Genomic DNA, 12,441 nt, shown 5'->3' on the forward strand with positions numbered 1-12,441 from the left:
CGGGCCGGGTGGTGCGCTGTCGTCGCAGGCACACGAAGGGATCTGTTTCGCCCATGTACGCAGCATCGTCCTCCGTGTCCGCACCGCCCCGGTCGCTGCACCCTCGTCCCACGGACAGCGGCCCCTACCTCGCCCCCGCGCGGCCGGCGGCCCCCGTGCTCGGTGCGGGCAGGGCTCGGCGCGGCGCGGTCCTCGGCACCCAACCGCTCAGCGGAAGACTCGACTTGTCCGGCCCCCAGGGCGCGCAGCTGCGCACGGCGATCGCGTCCGTGCACCGCATCTGCCCGGAGTTCGCCCCGGTGCAGGTCCTGCGCCGCAACGGACGGTCCGTGCTCCTGGTCGGCACGACCGGTCGCAGCACGGCTGTCGCCAAGTGTTTACTGGACCGCTCCCCCGCCTGGTCCGAGCGGATCCGCCACGAGATAGCGGCATACCGCTCGTTCGTCCGGCACCGCCCACCCGTGCGGGCTCCGAGACTGATCGCGGCGGACCCGGACAACTGCACCCTGGTGATCGAGCGGATGCCCGGCCGCGTGGCGGCGCTCCAGCGGCACCCGGCCGAGGCGCCGCCCCGGGCGGACATCAGAGCGGCGCTCGGCGCGATCTGCCGGCTCAACGCCTGGCGGCCGCCGGCGGGCACGTTCGACGCCCCGCTCGACTACGCGGCCCGCATCTCCCGGTACCACGAGCTGGGCCTGCTCACCGACCGGGACCTGGGCGACCTGCAGAAACTGCTGCACGGCATCGCACAGGCGGCCGGGCGGCAGGGCATGGGCCAGTTCTGCCACGGCGACGCGCTGTTGTCGAACATGCTCCTGTCACCGGCCGGTCCAGTGCTGGTGGATTGGGAGCATGCGGGCTGGTACCTGCCGGGTTACGACCTGGCGACGCTGTGGTCGGTGCTCGGGGACGCACCGGTCGCCCGTCGTCAGATCAGCCAGATCGCGCAGTCGGCGGGGCCGGCGTCCAGGGATGCCTTCCTGGTGAACCTGATGCTGGTGCTGACCCGTGAGATCCGTACCTACGAGACGGCCGTGCAGCGTTCGATGCACGACGCGACCCCGGCGGCACCGGGCACGGTCCACCCGGGTGCTGCGCCGACCGGCGAGGAGCAGAGGCTGCTGCTGCGGCGGCTGCACGACGACTGCCAGTTGGCCCGGCGCGCCGTGCGCGCGGCGGTCGGCACTCGCTGACGGGGACGGAAGGGCCGCTGGACACCTGACCTGGTGTCCAGCGGCCCTTCCGTGTGTGATCGGTTCCGGCTCAGCCCTGCTGGAAGAGTTCCGCCGGGAGCGGTTTGAGGAGGGCGTAGAGGTCGTCCGTGATGGGACGGTCCCAGGCGGCGATGGTCACCAGGACGTTGTCGCTGCGGTCGAACTGGACGCAGGAGATCCGGCTCTCGGAGAGCTTGACGCGGCGCACGATCAGAAGGTTGTCCCCTTGCATCACCGGTACGTCCTCGGTGCTGACGACGGTGACCTCCTCGTCGTTCTCCAGCGCCAGCAGCAGCTGGGCCACCTCGAAGGGGACCTGGCCCTCTTCGACCTCGCGGGCCGGGGAGCCCTCCGGCAGATTGCCGATGATCATCGCAGGGCCTCGGCCGCCGAACAGGTCGTAGCGCAGGAAGACGCCCTGGCAGGTGCCGTCGGGCGCGGGCAGCAGTCCCGCACCGAGGTTGCCGGGCCAGTCGCCCGGGTCCATGGCCAGTACGTCGAAGTCGGGCCCGGCGGGAGTGGCGCTGCGGCGGCGGAGGAACGACATGTCGCCCATGGTACGTGGCCCGGCCTGCGAAGCGCGGGGCGGGCGGCGGACCGGGCGGGCCGGGTTGCCGTCTGGTGCCGGGGTGGTGTCGGCCACCCGGACGGTACCGGCCGGGACTGCGCCGTCGCCTTGTGCCGCTGGTGGTGGCGGGCCACCCGGGCGCGGTTGCCGCAGGAGGGCTTGCACCACTCCTGGCGCGGGTGCTCCTTGAGGAAGTACCGCACGCAGCGCGGCGCGTGGCAGGCCCGCAGCCGGTCACGGTCGGGACCGGCCAGGAACGCGATCACGGCGTGGGCGAGGGCCGCGGTCAGGTCGTCGGCGGTGCGGACGGGTTTGTGGTGGACGAGCGGGGTGGCACCGTCGGGCCAGTCCAGGACCGGCACGATCGGGGTGCGGGCCGCCGCCCCGTTCAGGTGCCGCACCGCTTCCTCAAAGGGCATGAGCCGGGCCGCGTCCGCGGAGCTCGGTTCGCCGGGACGGACGGCCCGGGCGAAGAGCGCGCGGACGGCGGCCCGCAGCGCGCGGACGGCGGCGAGATGCGCGGCGTCGGCGGTGGATCCGTCACCGGCGCCGTCGGCCGACCGCGGTGCGGTGCCGGCGGCGGTGTCCTGGCGGTGATCGTCGGCCCGGTCGGTCGCGGTGCCCGGCAGGAGGTCGGCGTGTGCCCTGACCCACTCGGTCAGGCCTGCCGGGTCGGTCAGGTCGTCGGTGACGCCACCGTTGCCGTCGTGGCGGATGGTGAGGGCCAGGTCCAGGGCGAGCCGGACGTCCCTGCTGATCGGTTCCCGCATGCGGCTGATGATAGGCCCGACCGTATCCATCACGGCCGGGTCAGTCCTCCGCGGGCGACGGCGGGATCACGGCGACGGGGCCGGCGGCGTGCAGCAGTACGGCGTGGGTGACCGAGCCCATCATGCGGACGGGTGAGAGCAGACGCCGCCGGTGCCGGCCCACCACGACGAGATCGGCGTCCCGGGAGGCCGCGACGAGATGACCGGCCGCGTCACCCGCCGCCGGGACCAGCTCGACCGGGACGTCCGGGTGCCGCTCGCGGTACGGGGCGAGGAAGCCGTCGGCGAGGACGCGGGTCTCGTCCTCGATGACGTCCTGGTCGACGATCACCGGAGGCATCTCCCCGGGCATCATCCAGGGCTGCGCGGGCCACGGGTAGGCGGCGACCGCCTGGAGCCGGGCGCCACGCCGGGTGGCCTCGGCGAAGGCGAACTCGAGCGTGGCCTCGTCGGGGCCGTCCACCTTCAGGCCGACGACCACGCGTGAGCCGGGGCCGCCCGGTGCCTCGCCGTGGACCTCGCGTCCGGGCCGGGGCACCACGACGACCGGGCACTCGGCGTCGCGGGCGGCGGCCATGCTGTTCGAGCCGAGCACCAGGCTGGCGAAGCCGCCACGGCCCCGGGAGCCGAGCACCAGCAACTGGGCGCCGGAGCCCAGCTCGGGCAGGACCGCACCGGCCGCGCCCACCAGGCCCACGTACTCGGTGTCCGGCTGGTCGGGGCGGCCCTCCAGATGGGCGCGGACCTGGTCGAGCACGGAGTCGTCCTGCGGGTCCGCGGACCCGGCGGCGAGCACCTCGGGCTGTACCCAGTGGGCGTACTGGCGTACGTGCGCCACGCGCAGGGGTGCCGTGCGCCGGCGAGCGGCGTCGACGGCCCACTCCAGGGCGCGCAGGCTGTCGTCCGAACCGTCGACCGCCGCGACGACAGGCAGGGTGCTCATGGGGGTCCTCACCTCCGGGATTCGACCGTCCCCTCCCGGGGGCCAGCCTGACTCAGGCGGTGGCTCCGGGAAGATGCCTCAGGTCGCGTGTCCGGAGATGCGGGCGGAACACCCCCGGATCGGCCGTCGGATCCCGGCCGTCCGGAACGGGTCGTCGCCGCCCTCAGGTGAGGTCGAACTCTCCTTCCCGCGCTCCCGACACGAACGCGCCCCACTCGGCGGGCGTGAAGATCAGCGAAGGGCTCTGGGGGCGGGCACTGTTCCGCATGGCGATGAAGCCTTCCACGAAGGCGATCTGGACATCCCCCCGCCCTCGGCTGCTGGACTGCCACTGTGCGTTGGTGAGGTCCAGCTCCGGCTTGTCCCAGCCCGTGAGCGGGCGCTGCTGGGTGGTGGTCTCGGCCACGTCCGTGCTCCTCCCGGTTCGTCGTCCGCGGCCAGCCTAGCGATCGTGTCCCACAGCCAACAGGGCACGTGAGGCGGACCTTTCAGGAGTCCGGGGGCCGGTCGCCCACCAGCCACATGGAGAAGAACTGCGATCCGCCGCCGTAGGCGTGTCCGAGGACCCTGCGAGCCCCGTCCACCTGGTGTTCTCCGGCCTGCCCGCGCACCTGGAGGGCGGCTTCCGCGAAGCGGATCATGCCGGAGGCGCCGATGGGGTTGGTGGACAGCACGCCGCCCGACATGTTCACGGGCAGGTCCCCGTCCAGTTCGGTCACGCCGGCCTCGGTGAGTTTCCAGCCCTCGCCCTCGTCGGCGAAGCCGAGGTTCTCCAGCCACATGGGCTCGTACCAGGAGAACGGCACGTAGATCTCGGCGCCGTCGATCTCGCGGCGGGGGTCGGTGATCCCGGCCTGCCGGTAGACGTCGGCGGCGCAGTCCTGCCCGGCCCGCGGGGAGACGAAGTCCTTGCCGGCGAAGAGGGTCGGTTCGCTGCGCATCGCGCCGCCGAGCATCCAGGCGGGCGGGCGCGGAGCCCGGGCGGCTCCGGCGCGGTCGGTGAGGATCATGGCGCAGGCGCCGTCGGAGGAGGGGCAGGTCTCCGAGTAGCGGATCGGGTCCCACAGCATGGGCGAGGCCATGACCCTGTCGAGGGTGATGTCGTGTTCGTGCAGGTGGGCGTAGGGGTTCTTGAGAGCGTTGCGGCGGTCCTTGTAGGCGACGAGGGCGCCGATCGTCCCGGGCGCTCCGCTGCGGCGCAGGTAGGCACGGATGTGCGGTGCGAAGAATCCGCCGGCCCCGGCGAGCAGCGGCTGCTGGAAGGGGATCGGCAGGGACAGGCCCCACATGGCGTTGGACTCGGACTGCTTTTCGAAGGCGAGGGTGAGAACCGTGGTGTGGACGCGGGCCGCGACGAGGTTCGCCGCGACGAGTGCGGTGGAGCCGCCGACCGAGCCGGCGGTGTGCACGCGGAGCATGGGTTTGCCGACGGCGCCGAGGGCGTCGGCGAGGTAGAGCTCCGGCATCATGACGCCCTCGAAGAAGTCGGGGGCCTTGCCGATCACGACGGCGTCGATGTCGGCCCAGGTCAGCTCGGCGTCCCGGAGCGCCCGCCGGGCCGCTTCCCGGACCAGTCCGGCGAGGGAGACGTCCCGGCGTGCGGCGACGTGCCTGGTCTGGCCGATGCCGACGACGGCCACGGGCTCCTTGCTCATCGGGGTTCCCCTTCGAGTACGGCGACCAGGTTCTGCTGGAGGCAGGGGCCGGAGGTGGCGTGGGCGAGGGCGCGGTCGGACGCGCCGCGGTGGATGCGGGCGGCGGCCTCGCCGATGCGGATCAGGCCGGTGGCCATGATCGGGTTGGCGGCGAGGGCCCCGCCGGACGGGTTCACGTCCACGTCCTCGCCCAGCCGGAGGGCCTTGCGCAGGACGATCTCCTGCGCGGTGAAGGGTGCGTGCAGTTCGGCGGTGTCGACGGGCCGTTCGAAGGCTCCGGCCCGTTCGGCGGCCAGGCGGGTGGACGGCGAGTCGGTCAGGTCGCGCACGCCGAGGCCGTGGGCCTCGATGCGGTGGTCGATGCCGCGGATCCAGGCGGGGCGTGCGCACAGTTCACGGGCCCGGTCCCCCGCCGCGAGGATGACGGCGGCGGCGCCGTCTCCGATGGGCGGGCAGTCGCCGGTGCGCAGGGGCTGTACGAGGTGGTCGCCCTGCGGCACGGGGCCGCGCAGTTGTGCGTGGGGGTTGGTGGTCGCCGCCGCGCGGTTGCGGGAGGCGACGGCGGCGAGGGCGGGTTCGTCGGTGTCGCCGGCGTCGATGAGGGCCTGTGCCTGGAGGGCGGCGAGTGCCACGGAGTCGGGCCAGAGGGGCGCCACGTAGTAGGGGTCGAGCTGGCGGGTCAGGACGTCGCGGACGGAGCCGGGCGAGGACTTGCCGTACGCGTAGACCAGAGCGGTGTCGGCGTCGCCGGTGAGGAGTTTCGTCCAGGCCTCGTACAGGGCCCAGGCGCCGTCCATCTCGACGTGCGACTCGGAGATCGGGGGCCAGGCGCCGACGCCGTCGAGGGCGAGGGTGAAGGAGAAGGCGCGGCCGGCGAGGTAGTCGCTGGAGCCGGAGCAGGTGAAGTCGATGTCGGCGGTCTTCAGGCCGGTCCGGTCGAGGACCTCGTGCAGCACCGGCATCAGCATCTCCACCTCGGAGAGTTCGTCGCTGGTGCGCCGGTGGACGGTCTGGGCGAAGGCGACGACGGCGATCTCGCGGTCCCGCGGTGCGCTTGTCACAGCAGCTCCTTGTAGGTGTCGTAGTCCGCGTCGGGTTCGCCGGTGGGCCGGTAGTGGTCGGGGTAGCGGGCGCCGTCGGTCCATACGGGCTCGACGCGCAGGCCCATGCGGACCTCGTCGTAGGGGATGCCGCCGATCCGGCCGTGCAGCGCCAGGCCGGCGCCGTCGAGGGCGATGTGGGCGTAGACGTAGGGCACCTCGATGTCGAGGTTCTTCGCCTTGATGTTGACGATGCAGAACGTGGTCACGGTGCCGCGCGGGCCGACCTCGACCTGTTCGCATGTCGCCACCCCGCAGGTGGGGCAGGCGCCCCTCGGCGGGACGTACACCTTGCGGCAGGAGGGGCAGCGCTCGCCCATGGTGCGCCGGCCGGAGAGGGCGTTGATGTAGGCGGTCTGGGCACGGCCGGGCGAGTAGGTGTAGTCGAGGCGGGCGGGGGCGACGATGCCGGTGACGGGGTCCTCGAACTCTCCGGTGTGGCCTGCCGGTTCGGCCCGGCGGCCGTCGTAGGGCTCGAAGCAGGCGATGTCGGTGATGGCGCCGGTGCGTTCGCCGGCCCAGCGGACGCGGACCGGCATGCCGGTGTGCACGGCGGCGGGGCCGGGGGCGTCGAGGGCGTGCAGGAGGGCGGTGTCGGCGCCGTCGAGGCGGACCAGGACCCAGGCGAAGGGGGTGGTGAGGGGCTGGCCGCGGCGGGGGGCGGGGTTCCACGCCCAGGTGGTGACCGTGCCGGTCGGGGCGACTTCGACCAGGTCGTGGAGTTCCTCGGCGGTGACGGGGTCGTACTCGACGGGCGGGACGAGGGTGCGGCCGTCGCCGGTGCGGACGCCGAGGACGACACGTTCGCGCAGGCCGGTCAGGAACGCGCTCTGAACGGGCCCGAGGGAGCGGGTGAAGGGAAATTCCACGACAAGCGGCGCCTTGAGAACTGCGGACATCGAGGGCCTGCCTCCTTCGTGATCGGCGTGCACGGGACGCCCCTCAGGGGCGCGGGGAACTGCGCGCTCGGCCACCGACGACCCGCAGCCCGGAACCGGGCACCTCCGGCGCAGCGCCACGCACGCTTGCGGACCGGCGGTCGCGCGACGCCTACGCGCGCTTGTAGACGGGAGGTCGCTTCTCCGCGAAGGCGCGGGCTCCCTCCTTGGCGTCGGCGGTGTCGAAGACCGGTTGGCCGCGGATGAGTTCGGCGGCGAGGCCGTCCTGTTCGGTCATCTCGGCGGTCTCGTGGACCGAGGCCTTGACGGCTTCCACGGCCAGTGGACCGCAGGCGTTGATCCGCTCGGCGATCTCCAGCGCTTTGTCCAGTGCGGTGCCGTCGGGGACGACGTGGCCGACCAGGCCGATGGCGGCGGCCTCGCGGGCGCTGTAGGGGCGGCCGGTGAGGAGCATCTCCAGGGCGTGGGTGCGCGGGATCTGCCGTTGCAGGCGGACGGTGGAGCCGCCGATGGGGAACAGGCCGCGCTTCACCTCGAAGAGGCCGAAGATCGCGGACTCCGCCGCGACGCGGATGTCGGTGCCCTGGAGCATCTCGGTGCCGCCCGCGACGCAGTACCCCTCGACGGCGGCGATCACCGGCTTGCGCGGGCGGTGATGGCGCAGCATCGCCTTCCAGTGCAGGTCGGGGTCGGCCTTGAGCCGGTCGCGGTACTCCTCTCCGGCCATGCCGTTCCCGGCGAGGGCCTTGAGGTCCATGCCGGAGCAGAACGAGCCGCCCGCGCCGGTGAAGACGACCGAGCGGACGGAGTCGTCCGCGTCGGCCTCCAGCCATCCGTCGTAGAGGCCGACGAGCATCGGCAGTGAGAGCGCGTTCCTGGCTTCCGGCCGGTTGAGCGTGAGCACCAGTGTGGCGCCTTCGCGCTGCACGGTGAGGTGTTCCGTCCCACCCATGGTGAACTCCCCTCTCATGGAACGAGAACAGGTTGCAGTAGGGCGGATGGCACTTCAAGGGTTTTCTGACAGACAGTCAGATTCTTTCGCGCGGGCCCTTCACAGTTGGAGCGCCCTTTGCTCTGATGACCGGCGAACCGTCCGATACCAGGCACGCCCGGGTCAGGAGGAGCGGTGGAGTACAACCTTGCCGACCTGTTCGAGTCGGTCGTCGACGTCGTGCCCGGCCGTGAGGCGCTGGTGTACGCCGACCACCCGGGCACGGGCGCGGAGCGCCGCCTGACGTACGCGGAGCTCGACGCGGCGGCCGACCGCGTCGGCCACCATCTGCTCGACAGCGGGATACGGCCCGGCGAGCACCTCGGACTCCACCTCTACAACGGTGTGGAGTATCTGCAGACGGTGCTGGGCTGCCTGAAGGCACGGATCGTCCCCGTCAACGTCAACTACCGCTACGTCGAAGAGGAGTTGGTGTACCTCTACCGGGACGCGGACCTGGCGGCGCTGGTCTTCGACGCGGAGTTCACCGACCGGGTGGCGGCGGCGCGTCCCCGGGCGGAGACGCTGCGGCATCTGATCCGGGTGGGTGATCCGGCGCCGGGGACGGCGGAGGTCGCCTGTGTGGAGTTCGCACAGGTGGAGGCCCTGGGGGCACCCGGGCGGGGTTTCCCGGCCCGCTCGGCCGACGACCAGTTCATCATCTACACCGGGGGCACGACCGGCATGCCCAAGGGGGTGATGTGGCGGCAGGAGGACCTGTTCTTCGCGGGCCTCGGCGGCGGTGCCCCGACCGGCGAACCGGTGAAGAAGGCGGAGGAGCTGGCGGAGCGGGTCGCGGCCGGCGGTGCGGGGATCACTTTCTTCCCGACCGCTCCGCTGATGCACGGCACCTCCACCCTCACCGCGTTCATCGGCTTCAACTTCGGGCAGCGAGTGGTGATCCACCGCAAGTTCGTGCCCGAGGAGGTGCTGCGGACCGTGGAGAAGGAGAGGGTCAGCAGCATCTCGCTGGTGGGCGACGCGATGCTGCGGCCGCTGATCGACGCGCTGAGCGGACCGCTGCGGCACATCGACCGCTCGTCGCTGTTCAGCGTGTCCTCGTCCGGCGCGATCATGTCGGACACGGTGCGCAGGCAGTTCCAGGAGCTGGTGCCGAACGCCATGCTGCTGAACAACTTCGGCTCCTCGGAGTCGGGCTTCAACGGGACGGCGACCGAGGACTCCGGCCCGGAGCGGGGCTTCCGGGTGCGGGTCAACGCCCGCACCCAGGTGGTCGACCCGGCCACCCGGGAGCCGGTGGCGGCCGGCGAGGTGGGCCGCGTCGCCCAGTGCGGACACGTGCCGCTCGGCTACTACAACGACCCGGCCAAGACCGCCGCGACGTTCTTCGAGAAGGACGGCCGGCGCTGGGTGCTGCTCGGCGACATGGCCAGCGTCGACGAGGAGGGCGTGGTCACCGTCCTCGGCCGTGGCTCGCAGTGCATCAACACCGGCGGCGAGAAAGTGTACCCGGAGGAGGTCGAACAGGCCCTCAAGTCCCACCCGGATGTGTACGACGCGCTGGTGGCCGGGGTGCCGGACGCCCAGTGGGGCCACCGTGTGGCGGCCGTGGTGCAACTGCGCGCGGGCGCGGCGCCGCCCTCGCTCCAGGACGTGCAGACCCACTGCCGCGACCGGCTCGCCGGATACAAGATCCCTCGCCAGCTGGTGATCACCGAGTCGATCCAGCGGTCGCCGAGCGGCAAGGCCGACTACCGGTGGGCGCGCGAGGTGGCGGCGACGGCGGACGGGTGAATCTCCGGCCGGACCGTTGAACTTGAGGTGACGTGCGGACGTACTGGTGGTGGCGGGCTCGCTCACCCGAGCTCCGTTCGCCATGCCAGCAAGACCGCACGGAAGGAACCACCGGGTGTCGCTCTTCACTCGCTCCCGTCAGCTTTCGGACACGACCGAGAGCGGGGCGGAACCGGATGACGACACCGGTACGGCGGAACCGGAGGGCGGCGGAACCGGAACGGAGGAACCGCAGGACGGCACCGCCACGGATGCCCCGGAGAGCGCCACTCGGGCACAGCGGACCTCGTCCGTGCCGTCGCCGCCGGCGACCAAGCCCGGCTGGTTCGGCCGGCGCCGCCGCCACCCCCGTACGGCGCGCGGCGTCTCCGTCGGAACGACCGTGCTGGCCGGTGCCCTGGTGCTGTTCGCGCTGCTCGTGCCGAACCGGATCGAGCGCATCGAGTTCGCGTCGTTCGTCCGCATCCCCGCCGAGGGCGTGCTGCTCGCCGGGCTGCTGCTCGCGCTGCCGCCGAAGCCCCGGCGCATCACGGCGGTCGTCACGGGCCTGTTCCTGGGCCTGCTCACGGTGCTGAAGTTCGTCGACATGGGCTTCTACCAGATCCTGGCCCGGCCCTTCGACCTGGTCCTCGACTGGATCCTGATCGAGAACGGCACGGACTTCCTGAGGGAGACGTTCGGCCGTACCGGCCAGGTGCTGGCGGTGACCGGCGTGATCGTCCTGTTCGTCGCGCTGCTCGTCCTCACGACGCTCGCGGTGGTACGGCTGACGAACCTGATGGTCCGGCACCGGCCCGTCGCCGGCCGCACGGTCCTGATCCTCGGCACGGCGTGGATCACCTGCATGACCCTGGGCGTGCGGATCGGTACCGTTCCGGTCGCCACCAAGGGCAACGCCGAGTTCCTGGGCAACCGGGTGGACCAGGTGCGTGCGGGGCTCGCGGACGCCCGGGTCTTCGAGAAGCAGGCCTCGGCGGACGCCTTCGCGAAGACCCCGCCCGACCAGCTGCTCACGGGGCTGCGCGGCAAGGACGTCCTGTTCACCTTCATCGAGAGCTACGGCAGGGTCGCGATCGACGACCCGGCGATGGCGCAGCAGACGGACGCCGTGCTCAAGGAGGGCACCGGCAGGCTGAAGGCGGCCGGGTTCGAGTCGCGCAGCGGCTGGCTGCAGTCGCCGGTGACGGGCGCGGGCAGCTGGCTGGCCCACTCGACGTTCCTGTCCGGGCTGTGGATCAAGAACCAGCAGCGGTACCGCAGTCTGACCACGAGCGATCGCATGACGCTGACGAAGTACTTCGGCAAGACGGGGGCCTGGCGGACCGTCGGCGTCGTGCCGGGTGTGCGGCGGGCCTGGCCGGAGGGCACGTACTTCGGCCTCGACCACATCTACGACTCCGAGCACCTCGGCTACCACGGCCCGTACTTCAGCTGGACGCCCGTGCCCGACCAGTTCAGCATGGAGGCCTTCGAGCGGCTGGAGCACGGCAAGAAGGACCGCGAGCCGATCATGGCGGAGATCATCCTGGCCTCCAGCCACAACCCCTGGTCCCCGATCGCCCACATGATCGACTGGAACGACCTCGGCGACGGCTCGGTGTTCCACCGGATCAAGAAGGAGGGCACCAACCCCACGGAGGTCTGGAAGGACCCGGAGAAGGTGCGCGCCGAGTACCGCAAGGCCATCGAGTACTCGATCCGCAGCCTCACCGAGTGGGTCGAGCGCTACGGCGACGACGACACGGTGCTGGTCTTCCTCGGTGACCACCAGCCGGTGCCGACCGTCACCGCCGGGGACACCGGCAAGGACGTGCCGGTGACGATCGTCGCCCACGACAAGGAGGTCCTGGACCGGGTCGCCGACTGGGGCTGGACGGACGGCCTCAAGCCGGCCGAGAACGCCCCCCGGTGGGGCATGGACAAGTTCCGCGACCGCTTCATGACGGCCTACGGGCCGCAGGGCTGAGGAACTCCGCCACGGCCGCGAGGAACTCCTTCGGCCGGGTCTCGTGCACGAGATGCCCCGCGCCGAGGGTGATGTGCCGTGCGTCGGGGAGCAGTTCGGCGAACGCGGCGATCTGCTCCTGCGGGATCGGGCTGCTCGGCCCGCCACCGATCAGCAGCGTGGGCATGGTGATCCGGCTTATGTGGTCCCACCACATGGGATGCGGTGCGTTGCGCTGTCCGTCGGTGTCGAGGATCATCGCCCAGTCGTACGGGGTCTCACGCCGGGCCGTTCGGCGGGTGGGCGCGGCGGGTCCAGCGGGAAGGGCGCGGGCACGTCCTCCAGGACGAGCCGTCGCACGAGCCCGGGACTGCGCTGGGCGAGCAGGTAGGCGACGGCGCCGCCGAGCGAGTGGCCCACGACGTCGGCGCGGTCGATGCCGAGCACGCCGAGGAGGACGTGGATGTCGTCGCGCAGGGTCTCGTACGCGTATCCGCCGGGCCGGTCGCTCCGGCCGTGTCCGCGCAGATCGGGCGCGCACACACGGCGGGGTCCGGCGGGCCCGGCGGCCAGGGCCGGGGCGATCAACGCCCAGTCGGCG

The 12,441-nt window shown here is 72.1% G+C and carries 12 protein-coding genes and 1 pseudogene; 3 read left to right on the plus strand and 10 right to left on the minus strand.

The window, feature by feature from the left end; translation table 11 throughout:
- Nucleotides 1-53 precede the first annotated feature (53 nt).
- Nucleotides 54-1,193 carry an aminoglycoside phosphotransferase family protein gene (locus HDC93_RS29220; protein WP_185013844.1) on the plus strand — a complete coding sequence of 380 codons (1,140 nt, stop codon included), beginning with the start codon at nt 54-56 and terminating at the stop codon, nt 1,191-1,193.
- Between the two features lie 70 nt (nt 1,194-1,263).
- Here HDC93_RS29220 and HDC93_RS29225 read toward each other — a convergent pair whose 3' ends face one another.
- The 8 genes and pseudogenes from HDC93_RS29225 to HDC93_RS29260 form a co-directional block, all read right to left on the minus strand.
- Nucleotides 1,264-1,761 (minus strand): hypothetical protein, encoded by a 498-nt coding sequence (locus HDC93_RS29225; protein ID WP_142166004.1) that lies wholly within the window; start codon nt 1,759-1,761, stop codon nt 1,264-1,266.
- A 122-nt stretch (nt 1,762-1,883) separates the two neighbouring features.
- Nucleotides 1,884-2,552, minus strand: a pseudogene (locus HDC93_RS29230) (CGNR zinc finger domain-containing protein); the annotation flags it as partial.
- Nucleotides 2,553-2,592: 40 nt separating this feature from the next.
- The gene (locus HDC93_RS29235; protein WP_185013845.1) at nt 2,593-3,495 is read right to left on the minus strand and encodes a universal stress protein; all 903 of its coding nucleotides are present in this window, start codon (nt 3,493-3,495) and stop codon (nt 2,593-2,595) included.
- Between the two features lie 163 nt (nt 3,496-3,658).
- Nucleotides 3,659-3,901, minus strand: coding sequence for a DUF397 domain-containing protein (locus tag HDC93_RS29240; protein ID WP_185013846.1), 243 nt, complete (start codon nt 3,899-3,901; stop codon nt 3,659-3,661).
- A gap of 82 nt (nt 3,902-3,983) precedes the next feature.
- Nucleotides 3,984-5,150 (minus strand): thiolase domain-containing protein, encoded by a 1,167-nt coding sequence (locus tag HDC93_RS29245; protein ID WP_185013847.1) that lies wholly within the window; start codon nt 5,148-5,150, stop codon nt 3,984-3,986.
- Complete coding sequence (locus tag HDC93_RS29250; RefSeq protein WP_185013848.1) at nt 5,147-6,211, minus strand: thiolase domain-containing protein; 1,065 nt, start codon at nt 6,209-6,211, stop codon at nt 5,147-5,149. Before HDC93_RS29250 ends, HDC93_RS29245 begins: the two co-directional genes overlap by 4 nt.
- On the minus strand, nt 6,208-7,149 hold the full coding sequence (locus HDC93_RS29255) for a Zn-ribbon domain-containing OB-fold protein (RefSeq protein ID WP_185013849.1): 942 nt from the start codon (nt 7,147-7,149) through the stop codon (nt 6,208-6,210). The genes HDC93_RS29250 and HDC93_RS29255 overlap by 4 nt, the downstream gene beginning before the upstream one ends.
- Nucleotides 7,150-7,300: 151 nt before the next feature.
- Nucleotides 7,301-8,101, minus strand: coding sequence for a crotonase/enoyl-CoA hydratase family protein (locus tag HDC93_RS29260; RefSeq protein WP_185013850.1), 801 nt, complete (start codon nt 8,099-8,101; stop codon nt 7,301-7,303).
- 174 nt (nt 8,102-8,275) lie between these two features.
- On the opposite strand from HDC93_RS29260, the gene HDC93_RS29265 reads away from it, so the two are divergent.
- Both HDC93_RS29265 and HDC93_RS29270 read left to right on the plus strand, forming a co-directional pair.
- Nucleotides 8,276-9,895: an acyl-CoA synthetase gene (locus tag HDC93_RS29265; RefSeq protein ID WP_185013851.1), complete on the plus strand. Its 1,620-nt coding sequence runs from the start codon at nt 8,276-8,278 to the stop codon at nt 9,893-9,895.
- A gap of 115 nt (nt 9,896-10,010) precedes the next feature.
- Complete coding sequence (locus HDC93_RS29270) at nt 10,011-11,861, plus strand: sulfatase (protein ID WP_185013852.1); 1,851 nt, start codon at nt 10,011-10,013, stop codon at nt 11,859-11,861.
- Here HDC93_RS29270 and HDC93_RS39430 read toward each other — a convergent pair.
- Together HDC93_RS39430 and HDC93_RS39435 are read right to left on the minus strand one after the other, a co-directional pair.
- A complete protein-coding gene (locus HDC93_RS39430) occupies nt 11,833-12,099 on the minus strand; it encodes an alpha/beta hydrolase (RefSeq protein ID WP_311774645.1) in 267 nt (88 codons plus the stop codon). The genes HDC93_RS29270 and HDC93_RS39430 overlap by 29 nt on opposite strands.
- Nucleotides 12,096-12,428 carry an alpha/beta fold hydrolase gene (locus HDC93_RS39435; protein WP_311774646.1) on the minus strand — a complete coding sequence of 111 codons (333 nt, stop codon included), beginning with the start codon at nt 12,426-12,428 and terminating at the stop codon, nt 12,096-12,098. Before HDC93_RS39435 ends, HDC93_RS39430 begins: the two co-directional genes overlap by 4 nt.
- Between the last annotated feature and the right edge of the window lie 13 nt (nt 12,429-12,441).

Origin of the sequence: Streptomyces sp. AK010, from assembly GCF_014207295.1 — a bacterium.
Lineage (GTDB): Bacteria > Actinomycetota > Actinomycetes > Streptomycetales > Streptomycetaceae > Streptomyces > Streptomyces massasporeus.

Coding starts and splice junctions, on each gene's coding strand:
- HDC93_RS29220 (WP_185013844.1), top strand. CDS start 54: ATGTACGCAGCATCGTCCTCCGTGTCCGCACCGCCCCGGTCGCTGCAC.
- HDC93_RS29225 (WP_142166004.1), bottom strand. CDS start 1,761: ATGTCGTTCCTCCGCCGCCGCAGCGCCACTCCCGCCGGGCCCGACTTC.
- HDC93_RS39430 (WP_311774645.1), bottom strand. CDS start 12,099: ATGATCCTCGACACCGACGGACAGCGCAACGCACCGCATCCCATGTGG.
- HDC93_RS29235 (WP_185013845.1), bottom strand. CDS start 3,495: ATGAGCACCCTGCCTGTCGTCGCGGCGGTCGACGGTTCGGACGACAGC.
- HDC93_RS29260 (WP_185013850.1), bottom strand. CDS start 8,101: ATGGGTGGGACGGAACACCTCACCGTGCAGCGCGAAGGCGCCACACTG.
- HDC93_RS29245 (WP_185013847.1), bottom strand. CDS start 5,150: ATGAGCAAGGAGCCCGTGGCCGTCGTCGGCATCGGCCAGACCAGGCAC.
- HDC93_RS29255 (WP_185013849.1), bottom strand. CDS start 7,149: ATGTCCGCAGTTCTCAAGGCGCCGCTTGTCGTGGAATTTCCCTTCACC.